This window comes from Capnocytophaga ochracea DSM 7271, from assembly GCF_000023285.1.
GTDB lineage: Bacteria > Bacteroidota > Bacteroidia > Flavobacteriales > Flavobacteriaceae > Capnocytophaga > Capnocytophaga ochracea.
The window spans coordinates 367,142-384,385 of the sequence record NC_013162.1; the positions used below are offsets into that span (position 1 = coordinate 367,142).

General features: G+C 40.1%; 16 protein-coding genes and 1 pseudogene. 3 read left to right on the top strand and 14 right to left on the bottom strand.

From position 1 onward, the window contains the following. Nucleotides 1-3: 3 nt before the first annotated feature. The 6 genes and pseudogenes from COCH_RS01455 to COCH_RS01485 form a co-directional block, all read right to left on the bottom strand. Complete coding sequence (locus COCH_RS01455; protein ID WP_012797038.1) at nt 4-678, bottom strand: SMI1/KNR4 family protein; 675 nt, start codon at nt 676-678, stop codon at nt 4-6. Between the two features lie 6 nt (nt 679-684). Next, the gene (locus tag COCH_RS01460) at nt 685-1,233 is read right to left on the bottom strand and encodes an SMI1/KNR4 family protein (protein ID WP_012797039.1); all 549 of its coding nucleotides are present in this window, start codon (nt 1,231-1,233) and stop codon (nt 685-687) included. Nucleotides 1,234-1,271: 38 nt separating this feature from the next. After that, a pseudogene (locus tag COCH_RS01465) lies at nt 1,272-1,526 on the bottom strand (DNA alkylation repair protein); the annotation flags it as partial. Nucleotides 1,527-1,683: 157 nt separating this feature from the next. Beyond that, nucleotides 1,684-3,081, bottom strand: a complete 1,398-nt coding sequence (locus COCH_RS01470; RefSeq protein ID WP_012797041.1) for an efflux transporter outer membrane subunit — start codon at nt 3,079-3,081, stop codon at nt 1,684-1,686. Between the two features lie 116 nt (nt 3,082-3,197). Then, nucleotides 3,198-4,298, bottom strand: a complete 1,101-nt coding sequence (locus COCH_RS01475) for an efflux RND transporter periplasmic adaptor subunit (RefSeq protein WP_012797042.1) — start codon at nt 4,296-4,298, stop codon at nt 3,198-3,200. A gap of 251 nt (nt 4,299-4,549) precedes the next feature. Then, on the bottom strand, nt 4,550-4,882 hold the full coding sequence (locus COCH_RS01485) for a hypothetical protein (RefSeq protein ID WP_012797043.1): 333 nt from the start codon (nt 4,880-4,882) through the stop codon (nt 4,550-4,552). 425 nt (nt 4,883-5,307) lie between these two features. Here COCH_RS01485 and COCH_RS01490 point away from each other — a divergent pair, with 425 nt between their 5' ends. After that, entirely contained in the window at nt 5,308-6,702 is a 1,395-nt protein-coding gene (locus COCH_RS01490; RefSeq protein WP_012797044.1) for a DUF5723 family protein, read from the top strand. Between the two features lie 90 nt (nt 6,703-6,792). Here COCH_RS01490 and COCH_RS01495 read toward each other — a convergent pair whose 3' ends face one another. The 5 genes from COCH_RS01495 to COCH_RS01515 form a co-directional block, all read right to left on the bottom strand. Further along, a complete protein-coding gene (locus COCH_RS01495; protein WP_012797045.1) occupies nt 6,793-9,780 on the bottom strand; it encodes a VIT domain-containing protein in 2,988 nt (995 codons plus the stop codon). 63 nt (nt 9,781-9,843) lie between these two features. Further along, nucleotides 9,844-10,224 (bottom strand): type II toxin-antitoxin system HicB family antitoxin, encoded by a 381-nt coding sequence (locus tag COCH_RS01500; RefSeq protein WP_012797046.1) that lies wholly within the window; start codon nt 10,222-10,224, stop codon nt 9,844-9,846. Nucleotides 10,225-10,238: 14 nt separating this feature from the next. Further along, a complete protein-coding gene (locus tag COCH_RS01505; RefSeq protein ID WP_009410104.1) occupies nt 10,239-10,418 on the bottom strand; it encodes a type II toxin-antitoxin system HicA family toxin in 180 nt (59 codons plus the stop codon). A gap of 117 nt (nt 10,419-10,535) precedes the next feature. Then, nucleotides 10,536-12,818, bottom strand: a complete 2,283-nt coding sequence (locus tag COCH_RS01510) for a GH92 family glycosyl hydrolase (RefSeq protein ID WP_012797047.1) — start codon at nt 12,816-12,818, stop codon at nt 10,536-10,538. A 490-nt stretch (nt 12,819-13,308) separates the two neighbouring features. Beyond that, on the bottom strand, nt 13,309-14,175 hold the full coding sequence (locus COCH_RS01515; protein ID WP_012797048.1) for a lysophospholipid acyltransferase family protein: 867 nt from the start codon (nt 14,173-14,175) through the stop codon (nt 13,309-13,311). Between the two features lie 381 nt (nt 14,176-14,556). On the opposite strand from COCH_RS01515, the gene COCH_RS01520 reads away from it, so the two are divergent. Both COCH_RS01520 and trxA read left to right on the top strand, forming a co-directional pair. Further along, nucleotides 14,557-15,357 carry a DUF4476 domain-containing protein gene (locus COCH_RS01520; RefSeq protein ID WP_012797049.1) on the top strand — a complete coding sequence of 267 codons (801 nt, stop codon included), beginning with the start codon at nt 14,557-14,559 and terminating at the stop codon, nt 15,355-15,357. A 107-nt stretch (nt 15,358-15,464) separates the two neighbouring features. After that, the gene (gene trxA / locus COCH_RS01525; RefSeq protein WP_002673363.1) at nt 15,465-15,785 is read left to right on the top strand and encodes a thioredoxin; all 321 of its coding nucleotides are present in this window, start codon (nt 15,465-15,467) and stop codon (nt 15,783-15,785) included. Nucleotides 15,786-15,868: 83 nt separating this feature from the next. Here trxA and COCH_RS01530 read toward each other — a convergent pair whose 3' ends face one another. Genes COCH_RS01530 through greA form a run of 3 tightly spaced genes read right to left on the bottom strand, consistent with a single transcriptional unit; the run spans nt 15,869 to nt 16,949 of the window. After that, a complete protein-coding gene (locus COCH_RS01530) occupies nt 15,869-16,255 on the bottom strand; it encodes an HIT family protein (protein WP_009410100.1) in 387 nt (128 codons plus the stop codon). Nucleotides 16,256-16,286: 31 nt separating this feature from the next. Then, a complete protein-coding gene (locus COCH_RS12135; protein WP_009410099.1) occupies nt 16,287-16,427 on the bottom strand; it encodes a hypothetical protein in 141 nt (46 codons plus the stop codon). A 48-nt stretch (nt 16,428-16,475) separates the two neighbouring features. Continuing rightward, nucleotides 16,476-16,949 (bottom strand): transcription elongation factor GreA, encoded by a 474-nt coding sequence (gene greA / locus COCH_RS01535; protein WP_002673366.1) that lies wholly within the window; start codon nt 16,947-16,949, stop codon nt 16,476-16,478. Between the last annotated feature and the right edge of the window lie 295 nt (nt 16,950-17,244).

Below are 17,244 nucleotides of genomic sequence, written 5' to 3' on the forward strand. Positions count from 1 at the left end.
TTATTACTCATCTGTCATCTCATAAAACCAATTTAAAAAAGGGTCATCGGTTGCTTCGTCGTCCATACTATGAGGGGTTACCACTTCTAATCCTATTGCGGGGATAGTGGTATGAAACGTATTTTGCACCCACTCTTGGTATTGTGTATTGGGGTGGACGAACATTTCGTTCTTATCACTGTTAGGAGGGAGTGGATAATCCTCGTCCCAGCAAATCTCATCATAGCCAATAGCCAAAAGACGCAAGAAATCCAAGGCGTTTTTCACCAATATACAGGTCATCATAGAGCCTGAACCCGACCCGATATGCACGATTTGGGTACGCCCTTCATCGTCGAGCCATAGGGCACATTCCGAACCATCGGCACCACTGCGTGCAAAGACGAGCAAACGGCGCTTTATCTTCTCGGCGTGCTGTTTGTATTGTATTTCTAATAGCTCATTACGATAGGATTCTTCATCTACATTGAAAGTAATAATGGTACCTCCTTCTCGCTCATCATCTGTCCAGCTTTCTTCTAATTTATCCCACGGATATAGATAGCCATAACGCACGCCATCTCTGTCCTCATAATAACCATTGTCCTCTATCCACTGATAGAGTTGGTGGAGTTCATCAGGGATTTGCATTCCCTCAGGGAGGGCATTTTCTAATTGTTGTAATAAAATATTTTTCATTTTTCTTTACGATTCATACATCATCGCATTATACCAACCTTCAAAATCATCATTTAAGCCACTATCCTCTGAGCTCATTGGTACAAAAATATCTATTCCTTTTGCGCGAATAGATACTTTACTGAAATTCAATTGCTTTTTTACCACTTCCCAGTTGCCTGCCTCTTCAACCGTATTCACACAACGGACTATTTGGGTTGTTCCTCTGTAGTCCAACCACAAAGCTACCATAGAACCATTGTATATATTTTCGGCTATTTGCAAAAAACGCTGAGCAGCATCGTCGGCATTCTTACCAAAAGAAATGGTCAAGAGTTCTTTACGAAAGTTTTCTTCTTCCATATAAAAGGCAATATCGATATCTACGTTTATGTCATCTAGATATGTATTCCTAAAAGGATTTTTAGGATACAGATATCCGTAACGTACACCATCGTCTCTGTCCTCATAATACCCGTTATCTTCTATCCACTGATAGAGTTGGCGGAGTTCTTCGGGGATTTGCATTCCTGCGGGAAGTGCGTTTTCTAATTGTTGCAATAAGATGTTGGGCATAATCAAGACTATTTCTTAGTTGTTCGTTTAGGTTTTTCAAGTGTTTTTATTTCATTACCTAAAGTAGAAGGTTTCTTCTGATAATCAATCTGGCAAACCAACTCCCCAATGACATTCTTATCAATCCCAAAAGTAGGAAAAACAGTTTTTACAAGCTGTGAATGGTCTACAGCCAACCATTCGGTAAGGTTTACCGTTTCTATACTCCCTGTATTCAACAGTGAAAGCACTTCGGAAGGGATATCAACAGCCTTTTGAGCTCCTTTTCTGTTTTTGATAATTTCTATGTTCATTGTATAACTAAGTTATAGTTATATTAGGCACAAGCTATAAGAAATGAGATAGCAAGGGTTTTCTGAGCTTTCTGACAATTCAGATTCTTAAAGCAATGGCAACTTATAAATCGCTTTTTTAACTTTAACAAAGTGTGCAAAACCTATGCTCTTTTTCCTACCTCCAGCCTCCTCCTAATGCTTTATACAAAGTAATGCCATACTGCATACGGGTAAACTGTGCGTTGGCTACACTAAGCTCGGCATTGAGGCGGTTTACTTCGGCAGTTATGACCTCTAAATAATTCACCATACCACTATCGAACAGTTGTTTGGAATAGTCGGTAGCTTCTTGATAGGCTTTCATTTCTTGGGTTTTGAGCTGAATGAACTCGTCTTGCGAACTGAATTGACGCATTGCATCGGATACTTCTTTGCCCGCTGAAAGAATTGCTTTTTTGAAATTCAGCAAAGCGGTTTCTTGAGCAGCTTTCTGCACTTCGTATTGGGTGCGTATTTGTCGGCGATTGAGAATAGGTTGTGCCAATCCTGCTATAAAATTAGCAAACATCGATTTGGCAGAAAACCAAGTATCGAGTTCGGTACTACTGATACCTCCACGAGCGGAAAGAGTAAGCGTAGGATAGAAATTGGAACGCGCTACATTCGTAAGTTCAAAGGCGTTGCGCAAGTTCAGTTCGGCACGTGCCACATCAGGACGATTTTCGAGCAGACTTACCGCATACCCCTGATGAAACCGTGTGGGGAATTGTTGCTCAGCAAGCGTGCTTCGCTCTATCGTATGAGGCTCTTCACCCAAGAGTACACAGATGGTATTCTCTAATGCCCAAACGCTATTGTTGATGGTAATAAGTTGCGCCTGTGCGTTGTACACGAGTGCTTCGATTTGTTTGGTTGCTACTTCAGTAATAGAACCTGCTTTTTTGAGTTGTTTGGTAGTTTCTAAACTTTTGGTGCGAAACTCAATAGTTTGTTCGAGTACTTTTTTCTGTTCGTCGAGCATCAGCAGTTGGTAATAAGCTGTTGCTAAGGTAGCTACCACTTCGGACTGTACTGCTTTTTGGGCTTCCAAAGTTGCTAAATAAGAGGCATAAGAAGCACGTTTTTGAGCGGATAGCTTGCCCCATATGTCGGCTTCCCACGAAGCACTACCCGTGATATCGAACAGATTGTTGTAAGTACGGTCGGGAGCACCACCTCCAGCATTTAATGATGAGGTGCTACGAGTATAGTTAGCTCCTATCGAGAGGGTAGGAATAAAAGCTGCCTTACTTTGTTTGAGGTAGGCTTGTGCTGAAACCACATTTTGCATCGCTACACGCACATCGAGGTTATTGGAAAGTGCCTTGCTGATGTGTTGTTGCAAGAGCGGATCAGTGAAGATATTGCGCCACGAAAGGGTAGCATCGCTTTGGGCATCGGTAGCGGGGCTTTCAGTACGGAAGAGTTTTTCGTCTATGGCTTGTGGACGCTCATAGGCTTTGCGTCCTGCACAAGCGGTAAGGGTAAGGGCTACGGTTACTATAGCCAGTGATTTATAAATGATTCTGTTCATACAGTAATGTTCAATTGACAATTAATATTTAACATAGACTTTGCCAAAGGTCGCAGCACGGCAAGCACTAAAATTTTAGCAAGGTTTACGATGCAAAGGCGACTTTTCAGTCTTCACTAAAATATCGGTTGTATTTTCTTGACAAGGCTATCCATAGAGATAGGTTGAGGTTTGATAACAGTACCCGTACGCACTTTGTTGAGTCCTTGCGCGAGAATGACATCGCCGTTTTTAAGTCCGCTTTCTACCACAGCATAGTTATCGGCGCGGCTTTTAAGGGTGATGATAGCTTGTTTGAGGGTGTCGTTCTCTACTTTGTACACAAATACCTTTCCTTGTTGCTCAAAGGTAGCAACTTCGGGAATTACAAGTGAGTTACTAAAATGTTGTGGTATCTTGATAGTCCCACTGTTGCCATTGGTAAGCAACTTGTTAGGATTAGGGAAGGTAGCACGAAATTGTATGCTACCGGTAGTAGGGTCTATTTGTCCGGTTACGGCTTGTATTTTGCCTTTCTCGGCATATTCTTGTCCGTTAGCTAACACCAAAGAAGCCTCAGGTAGGTTTTTGAGTTTCTCGGCAGTGGTTTTGCCTTGGGTATTGTCTAAGAAATCGAGGTATTCTTTTTCGTTCATTGAAAAATAGGCATATACCTCTTTCACGTCGGATACGGTAGTGAGCACAGTGTTATTGGCAGTTACCAAAGCACCTTCGCGGTAGTTAATCGCACCTACCACGCCGTTTACAGGTGCTTTTACTACGGCAAAACCAATGTTGCTGGCTACCTCGTTATAAGTAGCTTGGGCACGTTGTAAGTTAGCTTTGGCTGTGGCGAGCTGGATAGGGCTCACAATGTTTTTCTGTACCAAAGGCACGAGTTTATCTACCTCTACCTTAGCGACCTCTACGGCAGCTTTGGCTGAAGCAGCTGACTGGTTAAGGGTTTGAGTTTCTAACTTGAAGAGCGGTTGCCCTTGGGTAACCACCTGACCTTCGTCTACCAATACTTTGGTAATATAGCCTGATATTTTGGCTTGTACGGCGCTGTTCACTACGCCTTCGATATTCACAGGGTAAGAAAGGTTAGACACGGTATTTTGTTCGCCTACGACAATCACAGGGTAAGACACAGCACCCTGTGGTCGCTGTTGTTGTTGGTTTCCATTATTACAAGCTACCATTGCGATAGCGGTTGCTACTAAAAAGATTTTATTCATAATGTTTGTTATTTTAGATGTTAGAGGTTTTAGTTATCAAACAGGTTGGATAATTCGGATAGGTCTGAGAGATAATTTTATTAAAAATAATACACTAAAAAGGAAGCGTTTGCAAAAAACACTTCCTTGTTTTTGTGGCGTTGCGAGGTCTGCTTTTACAGTGCAAAAGTACACTAAAAAATTTTATAGACAAGTGCCGTGAGGCGTTAATCTTTTGTTAAAGTTAGCTTTTAATAATTGATGGTTAGTGATTAATGGTCAATATGGTTTATCTGGTCGTATTCCACATTTGTTACACCTTTAAGATTGGAAAAATAGGCTTTTGCCTGACGAATATCTTTATCTTGGGATACTTTGATAGCTATTCCTTTGATAATTTTGTATTCGTAAAGCATCTCTGCACCATATTTTTGCACTTCTTTTTTCAAATGAGCCAATGTTTTTTGATTTTGATAGCTAATAATAAGATTATGCGTAATATTTTTAAGCATTTCTTCTTCTGAAGAGGAAGATTGTGCTACTTTTTGTGTGGTGCGACAGGAGAGCGCAAGAAGGCTCAATCCTACGAGAATTATCTTTTTCATAAGAAATAACAATTTTAAAATCTTCTACAAAATAAAGGTTACGTTTTATATATTATAACTTTCGTAAACTTCCGTTAATAGGTTATGTTTAAGTAACTAATACCTTTGATAATCAGTGCTTAGATATAGGAAGCTTATAGGAATCTTATACGAATCTTGGAAGATTGGTATAGAAAAGACGAATATATGCTCTACTAAAAGCATAGGTGAAACGAAACTAAAACGAAACTCAGGTAGTGAACTATGCAAAGCAGACAAGATTGTATATGGTTTTTCAAGAGGTAGCTCAGCGGTAAATGGCAGGATAGAAAGCGCAAAGATAACGATTATAAATTAATTCTACAAATAATTTTGACCTTCTTTATTTGTTATTTGATAAAATATTGTACTTTTGCCACGCAATTTAAACAAGTGTTTTTTATAGAATGAAAAAAGTAATTTTATCAGCATTGTTTCTAACAACAATGGCAGTAGAAGCTCAGCAATCGTATGTAGGGCTTCGAGAAAGCAATTATTCGGGTATTTTTCCTGTAACTTCTAATCCTGCGAATATGATTAGCAGTAAGCGTTCTTGGGACGCTAATATTGCTACAGTGAACTTTGGTTTTGGCAACAACGCTATCAAACTCACGCCTAATATCACTGATAGCTTTAACGAGTACACACGCGTTGATAATCAGAATGCTATTTTTGGTTATAACAATATCAAAGCGAAGATAAACGTTGATGTGTTAGGACCCTCGGCTTTTGTGAAGATAAACGACCAGCATACAGTAGGGATTTTCTCTCGTGTGCGCCTTCTGGGCAATGTACGTAACATAGATGCAAAAATGTTACAATCATTTGTTAGTGATTTAGATAAATTGGAACTCAAAACCCCTTACCAAGTGAACCTTAACGACCAAGAGATAGTGGTAAATGCTTTTTCGGAAGTAGGTTTCTCGTGGTCAGGTGAAGTGTATTTTGACGGTACTAACACGGTGAAAGTAGGAGCAAGTGCTAAATTGGTACAAGGCTCTGGTAATGTTTACGTAGGTTTTAAAGACTTTGAAGGTTCGGCTACACTAACGCCTGACACTGATAAGGACAAAGTAAACTTGAATATCCAATCGGCTAACGGTACTTTGGAAGTGCTTAACGGTGGAATGGACTTGGTTGATTTCGACAATGTAAAGGTAAACAAGTTGTATTTTAGTTCAGAAGCTACTACTTTGGCTTTCGATTTAGGAGCTACATATGAGTTTCGCAAGGACGGTTGCCCTCGTTGCCACAATAATCCTCACGATTTGCGTGTAGGGATTTCGCTAATGGATCTCGGGCGTTTACAATACACTGCCAATAAGAACTCTTACCGCTACAAAATGCCTGCAACACAAAGTACGACTTTAAGCATAGATGACCTATCAGAAGAGAATTTGAAGAATCACTTTGATGGAACAAAGGCTACAGGCTCTAAATTGAGGTCATCACTACCTTCTACTTTTAACCTCAGCGCCGATTATCGCGTAGTTGATGCGTTCTACTTGAACTTATCAGGACAAGTGAATATAGCTTCTACAAAGGACAAAGAGCTTTACAACGCTACTTATGCCAATGAACTTTCACTCACTCCTCACTACGATACTAATAGTTTTGGGGCTTATTTGCCTATTTCATACAACCAAGTATCAAAAGCTAATGTGGGAATTGCCTTGCGCTTAGGTCCATTAGTATTAGGGTCAAGCACTATTTTAGGCAATGTGCTTACCCGCTCAGCTAAAGAGTTTAACTTCTTCTTTGGGCTTCGTTTCGGTCACCAATCTTACCCCGTAGACCTTTAATTATTAATTTAATTTTACAACTTCATAATGGAAAAGGCTGTTCAGTAAATGCTGAACAGCCTTTTATCTTTAATTATTAAGCATTAACTATTAAAATTCAAAACTTCCTACTTCAATCACCTCCTTGGCATTACTGAGGCGTACAGTGGTTTCTTGCTGTTTTTGCTGAGGCGTACCATAGTGAGTATAGAAAGTAATACGCAAGTTCACAGGCATCAGTTGCTTTTGTGAGCGAGTACCAAAGTAATCCACTTGCACTTTGTACTTGCCTTTTTCGGCTTTCTTGAGCATAAATTCTTCAGGTCCGTAGCCTTGAGTAACATCACGTGTGATTTTACCACCAAGGTAAGTAAGAGTGTTTCGGTAGTAACACTTCTCGTCTTTGGGGTCGGTTACCCATAAGTCCATATCGCAGCTATCTGTATCCCAACTGAGCACTACTCGCACATCTACGGGTTCTTTTTTGAGCAAACGCTTGTCGATATAACTCACGTCTATACCCTTGTGGCGTGCGACGAGGCTATTGATATCGTTCATTGTTACGATTTGTACATCGCCAAAACGACTGCTCCACTCGCTTGTAACTACTTTATAAAGGTTTTTCACGGCTTCGTTATAGGCACCATCGTCGGCAAGTGCTAAGCCCAAATCACGAAAAGACTGTGGTTCTTCTTCACGCAGAGTTACCACCTTACGGAATACCCATACCGCTTCTTTCTTAGCATTGTAGTTGCTGAGCTTGTAGCCTAACATACGCAACAACTGAGGGTCGTCTAAACCGAGCTCTGCCAAATTGGAAACTACCAAGATAGCTTGCTCACGATTACCTTTCTTAAAGAAATAGTCGGCTACATCTACATAAAAGGAAGGTGTGTTACCGTATTCTTTTTTGAGTTTGTAATAGGTTTCTACCGCTTTTGCTTCCTCAGTATACTCCATTACCTTTAAATAAGGGGTATCGGGGTTATAGGCGTTGAGCTCTATTTTTGAGGCAGGTACAGGAACAGGACTTGCTGGTTTGCGTGATAAAAAAACATCTTTTTTAGCAGTAGTGTTACCACTAGGAGAATCAGCAACTCTACTATTTATAGCTCCCGTCATAGCTGCTTTTCTTCGTGGAGAATAACCTACTACAACTACTTCATTTAATTCTGCACTTTCGTCAGCTTCTATAGCAGCAACCTCCTCACTTCTAACTTCTTGTGCTACCCCAGAAGCCACCCCTCTTATTCTTACAGGAGTATCATTAGAGTTATTAACATTTTTCTTAGGTTCAGTGCCTTTCACAGGATATTCGGTATGCCACCATTTACTTTGCTTTTCCGATTGCTCTACGACTCTATCCAAAATACGCTTAGCAGTATCCTCTTTTTGCTTTTGCTCATTTGCTAAGCGTTTGGAGTACTCTTGCTGTAATTCGGTAGGAGGCGTAATGCGGTAACGTACATAATCTTCTACGGTTTCTAATACTATCAGCGAATTACCTTCGGTTACAATGCCGTACTCACGCCCTACCGCATCTATTTGTTTTTGTTCAACACCTTCTCGTTGTAGTTGTGCAATTTGTTTCTCTGCCCATATACGGCGCAAAAGATTGAACTCACTTTCAGAAGCATCGGGGTTTGCTACAAATTTTACTTCTTTTTGCACCATTACCTTTTTAGGGTAACCAAAACTAAGTACTAAGGTTGCTTCCTCGCTTTGCAATTCACCTGCAAGGGTGAAATTACCTTTGCTAATAGTAGCTCCTTTCTGCGGGAAAATTTTGGTTACTTTACCGCTTTTCACTTCTATATCTAGCAGTTGGAAAGGTACAGTGCGTGCTACTTTTATTGCTTGCTCAGTAGTGAGGGTTGTCAAATCTATAAAGTTACCACCCGTAGCATTGGCGAGGTATTGCATTTTTGGAGTATTAGCAACTGCCGAAGCATTGACCACTGTTATAGGGGTTTTAGCTTGTTTCACTACTTCGTTTACAGAAAATTCTTTACTGCCAAAGTTGAAAATACCGTCGCTAAAAAGTAATATTTCATCTGTTTTGAGGTTGAAATCAATAGCATTACCATCGGTAGCACCATCGTATTGCAAACTTTCTAAATGCGATTTCAGTGCTTGCCAATTACCGTTTTTCACCTCAAAAGTAAGCGGTTTAGCAGAACGAATATTAAAAGTACTAAGCACTACCTTAGTGTCTTTGAGTTCCTTAAAATAAGCATCTAAGAAAGCAAACTCTTTTGCTCTATCGCGTTGGATTGCTGAGTGCGATGCGTCCCATAAGAGTCCTATTTCCTTAGGAGTGGGGCTACTTTTAGCTTTGGTATCGCTCAAAGCTATATTGCCATAAAAATAGCTTTTACTGCCTTGGGTAGCGCTAATGGTTTGTGGTTTCTCAATTTTCGGGAAAGTAAGTGCAATGTTTTGGTTGAGCGTGAAGTTTTGCTTGCTTACCTCACTGATATAGCTATTGCGCGCTTGTTTGAAGTCTAATTGCAGACTGTTCTGAATATCTGCCTTTACAAAGCGTGATACTACCTCAGTACGCACCTTGAAGTTTTTAAGGGTTACGTTAGCCGTGATAGGCAAGAAGTAGTAATCTTGTCCGCCTCGTTCGTGTAGTTCTTGTTCAAAGGCGATGAGTACACGGCGAGTACCTTTGGCAGGCATAGGGTATACACGTGCTTTAAAGTTGTTGCCCTCAGTTTTTTCTAATAAGCCTGGGTCTACACCCCTGCGCACAATATCCTCAAAGGCTTTGCGCCCTAAGGCTTTGTCTACTACCACACCTTCACGCAGTTTGCCATTGATATCTAAGGCAAAGCGCGACACCTGCTGTCCGTCGGCAAGCGGGAACTGAAACTCGCCTTCCATTACGCGGGTGTTGGGGTTGTAGAAGGTCATTTCCATAGTAGTAACAGCCGTTTGTCCTACCACTAATATATCTACTGAAAGGTCTTGCAATACCATCGGGTTGGCATTGCGCTCATTCACTACCTTCACCTCTGGCACTACCGATTTCTGTGCGGTTAGCAGTAAGGGAAGTAGTAAAGCTGTCGCTGATAAAAAATGCTTGATTCTCATTACTAAACAATGGTTTTGATGAAACTACTGTCTGTAAATCAAAGAGCGTACCAAATTTGCTAATTATAATTGTACACTAAGCAATTCTTCCCCTAATTTATGTAAGCCCTCTTGTATTTTTTGACGTTGGGCACTACGAGGTTTTTTGAGTCCTACGGCGTACTGATGTATCAGTTTCTGATTGATACCTGTAATGCGTTCAAAGGCAGGATTACTTATTACTCCTTTAAAGTATTGCAACAAACTTTCAGTGTCGTATTTATAAGTAAGCTGATAATCAGTATAAGGAAAATTACCGAGCTCTTTTTGTAAAGCAATCGCTTCCAAAACACCTTCCTTGACTTCTTGTACGGTTTCACCTCCTGCACTTAAGCCTTCTATGTTTTCAGCGTAAGCCCAATAAAAATCGTTGCTGCGCTCTATAATAATAGTAATGTTTTTCATATTATATAATATTTTTAGGATAGTCTCATTTCTTTTTTTACTTTTTTCTCTAGTCCTTTGCCCACTTCTTTACTACCGTGGTAAGGGACAGGATAGGTTTTATCACCTTTTTGATAGATATAATGACTGCCAGAAACTCTTATCAATATCCAATCATTTTCAGTAATAAGTCGGTGCAATTCACTTGATTTCATAATATAGTTCATTGGTGCTTAATATTGCAAAGGTATATATTTATATACTTTTGCGCAAATATTTTAATAAATATTTTGCGACATCAGCTTTGCATACGAGATTAACACATTTACTCATTACCTGAAAAACGTCAAAGTTCCATTCTCTCTAAATGCGCCAAACGGCACTTCAAAACCTTCTATTTTCTTACCGTTCAGTTGTACGTACTCTACTAAGTTGTTATCCGAATTGCGTGCCACACTCTTTATTAAAAACTTCTTGCCCTCAGGCAGTTGCAAGCTCACCGTTTTAAACAGTGGGTTACCGAGTATGTAGTTATCACTGGCAGGGGTAACAGGGTAAAAGCCTAAGGCTGAAAACACATACCAAGCCGAGGTCTGTCCGTTATCCTCATCACCGCAATAACCGTCGGGCGTAGGGGTATAGAGTTTCTCCATCACTTCCCGTAGTTTAGCTTGTGCTTTTTGGGGTTTACCAGCGTAATTATACAAGTAGATAAGGTGCTGTATGGGCTGATTGCCGTGCGCGTAGTTCCCCATATTTATGAGTTGCATCTCGCGTATTTCGTGTATGGTAAAACCGTAGTACGAATCGTCAAACAGCGGAGGCATCTCAAACACTTCATCTATCTTCTTTTCAAAAGCCTCTTTGCCTCCCATTAGCTGTATAAGTCCTTCAATATCCTGAAATACCGACCACGTGTAGTGCAAGCTGTTCCCTTCGGTAAACGCATCGCCCCATTTCAGCGGATTAAATGGCGACTGGAACTTGCCGTCCTTATTCTTGCCTCGCATCCACTTAGTTTCGGGGTCAAACACATTCTTGTAGCGTTTCGATTGTTCGTAATACTGTTTAGCAACCTCCGCCTTACCCATCTTTTCTGCTATACGAGCAATGCAATAATCGGCGTAAGCATACTCCAATGTGCGGGCTACACTCTCGTTAATCTTCACATCATAAGGCACATAACCCAAACTATTGTAGTAATTCACCCCCTCACGCCCTACCGATTTCACTGGTCTGCCATCGTTTTGAGTAGCGTTCTTCAGCATCGCTTCTAAAAGAATTTCAGCATCAGCCTCGTCTATATTACCTTTCAGGTAAGCATCAGCAATGATAGAAGCCGAGTTCGACCCTATCATACAATCCCTATGACCCGGACTTGCCCATTCGGGTAACCAGCCCGATTCTTTATAAGCGTTCACCAATCCCTTCATCATCTGTTGATTCATCTCAGGATACAACAGGTTGAAAAGCGGAAATACTGCCCGGAAAGTGTCCCAAAAACCGTTGTCAGTAAACATATACCCCTTTTCCACCTTGCCGTTATACGGACTGTAATGCACCATTTCACCTTCTTTGTTGTATTCATAGAAAGTGCGTGGGAAGAGCAGTGTACGGTACAAACAGGAGTAGAAAGTGCGCAAATGGTCTATATTTTCATCTTCCACTTGTATCTTGCCGAGTTCACTCTCCCAAAGGGTAAGTGCTTTTTGTTTTGTCTGTTCAAAAGTGTCATTACCCAGTTCCGTTTGCAAGTTCAATAGGGCTTGCTCAGGCGAAATAAACGACGAAGCTACTCTTACGGTTACTTGTTCACCTTTTTTCGTGCGGAAACCTATCACTGCCCCTGTGTGTTCGCCCTTGCTTTCAGCATTTTTTGTCAGCTTAAAGCCGTCGCTCCACGTCTGTACACTCTCAAAATCCTTGTCGAAAGTAAGCACAAAGTAATTGTGAAAATTCTCAGGTACTCCCCCACTGTTGTTGCGGGCATAGCCTATAATTTTGCGTTCTTTGGGCAACACTTGCACCATCGAGCCCTTAAAATAAGCATCTAAAACCAAATAAGCCTTATCGCTCTCAGGGAAGGTAATGCGGAACTGCGCTGCTCTATTGGTAGGCGTAATTTCCACCGATGTGTCATAATCGGCTAAATACACTTTGTAGTAGTGAGGCTGAGCCGTTTCTGCCTTATGAGAGAACCACGAAGCGCGTTCTTCTTCTTTAATTTTCAAGTCACCCACTACCGGCATCAGTGCAAAAGCCCCATAGTCATTAATCCACGGACTCGGTTGGTGGGTTTGCTTAAAGCCTACGAGCTTATCAGCGTGATATTGATATGCCCAGCCGTCGCCGATTTTGCCCGTTTGAGGTGTCCAGAAGTGCATACCCCAAGGCACCGCAATAGCAGGATAAGTATTCCCATTCGATAAACTAAACTTCGAGTCCGTACCCATCAGTGGGTTTACATACTCAGTGTAAGAGGTTTCGGGCACTGCCGAAGTAGTATCCTGTTTAGTTTCTTCTTTTGAAGTGTTTGCCTGCTTATTACAAGCCATTATCAAACACAAAAACACAAAGTATAATATCTTTTTCATCTTAATAATTACAATTTTCATTCAATTAGATATTATTTTATAATATGAGTCAAGAATTAAAAATTAATAACATATGGTCTATAATGAGTTATGATAATCGTCATACATCCGCTCTTTACCTTCACTTTTCCCGTCACCACACTCCCCCTCTCTTTCATACTTTTCCCTAGTGCCTATGGCCTAAGGCCTATTACCTCTTCCTCTTTCTTTCGCCTCGAAACCCCGTTTTTAACATTTTTTATGCTGTTGTATTATAGTATGAATCAACAACTTATACACCCTTTCTATACCAATCGTCCAAGATTCGTATAAGCTTCCTATAAGCTCTCTATAAGCTAACCCCACCCTTCTTACAGCCTTTTTTCACCAAAACCCCTCTCTTCCTCCTTCCGAACTTCTTCGATATCTTTCGGATATTCCTAACACTCCCAACTCATCGCTTTTTCATCTCAAACTTTGCCAAAGTTAATAGCCCGTGCGGCTCGCACCTCATTTGCTAATTTTCGAACTCTTATTGCATTCTCTTAAACCTATTATGCGTCCACAAGTAAAACTCTGGTTTGTCGTAAATCTGCCTGTTGATACGTTCAAAAAACATATCCGTAATCTGAAAATCCACGTATTCAGTAGGATTTTCCGCCAATACTTCAAAGGTAGTTTGGTAATAACCGCGCTTTACTTTTTCTATTTTAGCAAATACAATCACCGTATTGAGTGCCTTTCCCAAGCGTTCCGCCCCTGTAAATACAGGCACATTAAGCCCCAAAAACGGACGCCGATAGTTCTTCTTATTATTAGGAATCTGGTCAGAAGCAAAACCATAGCAATATACCTCGTGCGCATCTTTGTGTTTTTTCATTTCTCTATGCGCCGTATAGCGAGGCAAAAGGTAACTGTGGTGTTTCATTCGTATTTTTTGTAACAACCTGTCAAAATACTTATTGCTCAGCGGAGTATAAAGCGCATACGACTTGTGTTCAAGAAAATAAGCCAAAGACAACAACCACTCATAACTCGCATAATGACTGCACATAATGAGGATATTACGCTCCTCTTCTTCATACTTTTTGAGCACCTCAAGATTAGGATACACCATACGCTTCTTCATCTCTTTTTCACTCATTCCGTATGATTTCACCATTTCTAATAAAATATCACAAAAGTGATGGTAAAATTTGCGTTCTATCGTTCTAAGTTCCGCTTCTGTTTTAAAAGGAAAAGCCGTATGGAGGTTCTTGCGTACCACTTTCACCCTGTATTTCAATAGAGTATAAAGTATAAAATAAAAGAAATCCGATACTCTGTAAAGAAGCCAAAAAGGCAATCGCGAAATCCCCCAAACAATAGGATAAGCAATAATATAAATTAATAAATTCATTCTGTCCCTAATTTTGTGGCAAAGTTAATAATTTAATATTATCCAAAAAAGTAAATCTGTGATTTTTGTATTTTCCAAAGAAAGAAAGTTCGTGGCAAACTTTACCAAAGTTTTAAATTGCTTGTCGTGCTACAACTTGCCTGTCGTGCTACGACTTTGGCACGAAATTCGCTATTTACTATAAGAAGATGTAAAGTCATAAATTCCGTAAAATCCCTCACCTTTAGGTGAGAAATCCGTGAATTAATATGTTATTTACTTAAATTTATTGCCGAAGAATCCGTGAAATCTGTGAAATCCGTGCGAGATTTTAAAACATTTATTGCTTTTGCGGATTGTCCCCCTTCGGGGGTTCGGAGGCTTTTTAATCTACATACACTTATGAAAAAGTTATTATTACTTTGCTTAGGGGTTTTAACCTCAGTAAGCTGGGCGCAAGAAGTAGGCTCAGCAGGTCGTTTGTTACAAAACGAATACCGTCAAAACAAACAAGCGCGCGCTGTCATTGGGCGGGGTGGTATCTCAGTAAATATCGATTGGGAATACGACTATAACGGCGGTTATGCCGAAGTCTTTATCCGTATTCCTGAACGCGACCGCTTTACAGTGAGTATAGGCGACCAAGAAATCACTAGTACTACCGGTATGTATCGCTTCTTCGACGTAACAGCTAACCCTCAACCACTCAGCATCTGGCAAGGACGTACGCTCATTTATCGAGTAACTATCAATCCCCGTAACAACACCCGTATGATAATGGACTTTTTTTCACGCGAAGGACTCTATTTGTTAGACGAAATTAGCTTGAACAACAATCAGCCCTCCTATCACGGTCGTCAATGGAATGATGTGTGGAATCGCTCATACGGTGGAGGCTATGGAGGTGCTCCTATGATGCGTCAAGGTGATTTTAATAACTTCTTTAAGATGTACAAGAACGAAAGTTTCGATAAAGACAAGCTAGCTTTCTTCCGTGCCCAAAAGAATATCGTATCGTTTACCACTGAGCAAATAGGCGAACTGATGGAAGAACTTTCTTTTGACGATAATAAACTCATCATCGCACAAGAAGCCTATCCTAATGTAGTCGACCCTCAAAACTATTACCAGTTGCAAGCTAAATTCACCTTCTCATCTGGTAAAAAGAAACTATCAGAGTTCCTACAATCAGTGCGCAGATAACAAACGTTATAGTAGTATAACAAAAAACTATTACCGTGAGGTTTTGTATTTTTAATAAAGTTTGTATCTTTGCCTCAAATTTAATTACAATATAAAAACATATTAGTATGGCATTAGAAATAACAGATGGAAATTTTGAAGACTTGGTGCTTAAAAGTACCCAGCCTGTATTAGTAGACTTTTGGGCAGTGTGGTGTGGACCTTGCCGTATGCTCGCTCCCGTTGTAGAAGAAATATCTAAAGAATACGAAGGTAGAGTAGTAGTAGGCAAAGTAGATGTGGATAACAACCAAGAATTTGCTGCTAAATATGGCATTCGCAATATCCCTACCGTATTGGTATTCCAAAATGGAGAGGTAGTAGGTCGCCAAGTGGGAGTAGCTCCTAAAAAGACTTACACCGATGCATTAGACGGATTATTGTCTTAATTGCTTGTCGTGTTACAACAAAAAAGGCTATCAACAACTTATTGTAATTGTTGATAGCCTTTTTTGTATTGTCTTCTTTAAGGCTAAAACGCTTCTCTTACTTTCTGCGCAAGCGCTTTAAACTCTTCATCAGTAAGTTTTACTTTGTGTTGGAAGGTCATTTCCTTCATCTCGCTGATAGGAATGAGGTGTACGTGTACGTGAGGCACTTCAAGACCTACAACTGCTACGCCTATACGCTCGCAAGGTACTACCTTTTCAAGAGCTTTGGCTACACGTTTTGAGAAAGCCATCAAGCGCAGATAATGGTCGTCATCCATATCAAAAATATAGCTGATTTCTTGTTTAGGCACGCAGAGGGTATGCCCTTTGGCATTAGGGTTAATATCGAAAAAAGCGATAAACTCATCGTCTTCCGCTACTTTGTAGCAAGGAATTTCCCCATTGATAATTTTTGTAAAAATACTCATTTTTTTTATTTGTTAGTTCAGGTTTTAGGACTTAGCCAATCTTTAAGTATAAACCAATAATCATAAGGGCAAGAGTAATAAATAATCCCACCACCCATTTTATGATATCTAATTTAGCTTGCGCTAAATCTTGCTTTGTTGCAAGTTTATCTTCTGATTGGGGTAAAATCATATTTTAGTAATAAAAAAACTATATTTAGTATATGTTCTTACCTCTTATCTATCTTGAGATTTCTAAAATCTCCAATTTAAGAGTGCCATTAGGTACCTTAATCTCAGCTATTTCACCTACTGATTTGCCCAAGAGCCCTTTGCCAATAGGCGAACTTACCGATATTTTCCCTGCTTTTAGGTCGGCTTCACTTTCTGCTACAAGGGTATAAGTAATCTCCATCTTGTTAGCCAGATTTTTCAACTTTACGGTAGAGAGCACAAGCACTTTGCTCACATCAAGTTGTGATTCATCGATAATGCGAGCATTAGCTACCAATTCTTCGAGTTTGGCAATCTTCATTTCCAATAAACCTTGCGCTTCTTTAGCAGCGTCGTACTCAGCGTTTTCTGAAAGGTCTCCTTTGTCACGTGCCTCAGCAATAGCTTGAGAAGCACGAGGGCGCTCCACATCTTTCAGCTGATTGAGCTCATCACGAAGCTTTTTCAGCCCTTCAGCAGTGTAATATGATACTTTCTTCATAATATCCTTTTAATGTTGTTATGTTTATATAAAAATAAAAAATCCTCAAATAGTCTCTCTGAGGATTTCTGCGGGCAAAGGTAATACTTTTTTTTAAACTGACAAACTTTTTATAACAAAGTAGTACGCTTTTCTTCTTTTGATATCAAATATAAAATCACTAATGCTAATTAACATAAGTTTTGTATAAGCTACCTCTTATCTAAAAAACACCTCTACACAAAACAAACAAATCTTGGCACACTTTTGGTATCAATTCAGTGAGGATTTTGAAAAAAATAACTATATATTTGTT

What these genes read in the sequence shown, in the direction of transcription:
- COCH_RS01460 (WP_012797039.1), bottom strand. Translation starts at nt 1,233, where the DNA reads ATGCCCAACATCTTATTGCAACAATTAGAAAACGCACTTCCCGCAGGA.
- COCH_RS01515 (WP_012797048.1), bottom strand. Translation starts at nt 14,175, where the DNA reads ATGAATTTATTAATTTATATTATTGCTTATCCTATTGTTTGGGGGATT.
- COCH_RS01530 (WP_009410100.1), bottom strand. Translation starts at nt 16,255, where the DNA reads ATGAGTATTTTTACAAAAATTATCAATGGGGAAATTCCTTGCTACAAA.
- greA (WP_002673366.1), bottom strand. Translation starts at nt 16,949, where the DNA reads ATGAAGAAAGTATCATATTACACTGCTGAAGGGCTGAAAAAGCTTCGT.
- COCH_RS01490 (WP_012797044.1), top strand. Translation starts at nt 5,308, where the DNA reads ATGAAAAAAGTAATTTTATCAGCATTGTTTCTAACAACAATGGCAGTA.
- COCH_RS01510 (WP_012797047.1), bottom strand. Translation starts at nt 12,818, where the DNA reads ATGAAAATTGTAATTATTAAGATGAAAAAGATATTATACTTTGTGTTT.
- COCH_RS01485 (WP_012797043.1), bottom strand. Translation starts at nt 4,882, where the DNA reads ATGAAAAAGATAATTCTCGTAGGATTGAGCCTTCTTGCGCTCTCCTGT.
- COCH_RS01475 (WP_012797042.1), bottom strand. Translation starts at nt 4,298, where the DNA reads ATGAATAAAATCTTTTTAGTAGCAACCGCTATCGCAATGGTAGCTTGT.
- COCH_RS12135 (WP_009410099.1), bottom strand. Translation starts at nt 16,427, where the DNA reads ATGATTTTACCCCAATCAGAAGATAAACTTGCAACAAAGCAAGATTTA.
- COCH_RS01455 (WP_012797038.1), bottom strand. Translation starts at nt 678, where the DNA reads ATGAAAAATATTTTATTACAACAATTAGAAAATGCCCTCCCTGAGGGA.
- COCH_RS01470 (WP_012797041.1), bottom strand. Translation starts at nt 3,081, where the DNA reads ATGAACAGAATCATTTATAAATCACTGGCTATAGTAACCGTAGCCCTT.
- trxA (WP_002673363.1), top strand. Translation starts at nt 15,465, where the DNA reads ATGGCATTAGAAATAACAGATGGAAATTTTGAAGACTTGGTGCTTAAA.
- COCH_RS01495 (WP_012797045.1), bottom strand. Translation starts at nt 9,780, where the DNA reads ATGAGAATCAAGCATTTTTTATCAGCGACAGCTTTACTACTTCCCTTA.
- COCH_RS01500 (WP_012797046.1), bottom strand. Translation starts at nt 10,224, where the DNA reads ATGAAAAACATTACTATTATTATAGAGCGCAGCAACGATTTTTATTGG.
- COCH_RS01505 (WP_009410104.1), bottom strand. Translation starts at nt 10,418, where the DNA reads ATGAAATCAAGTGAATTGCACCGACTTATTACTGAAAATGATTGGATA.
- COCH_RS01520 (WP_012797049.1), top strand. Translation starts at nt 14,557, where the DNA reads ATGAAAAAGTTATTATTACTTTGCTTAGGGGTTTTAACCTCAGTAAGC.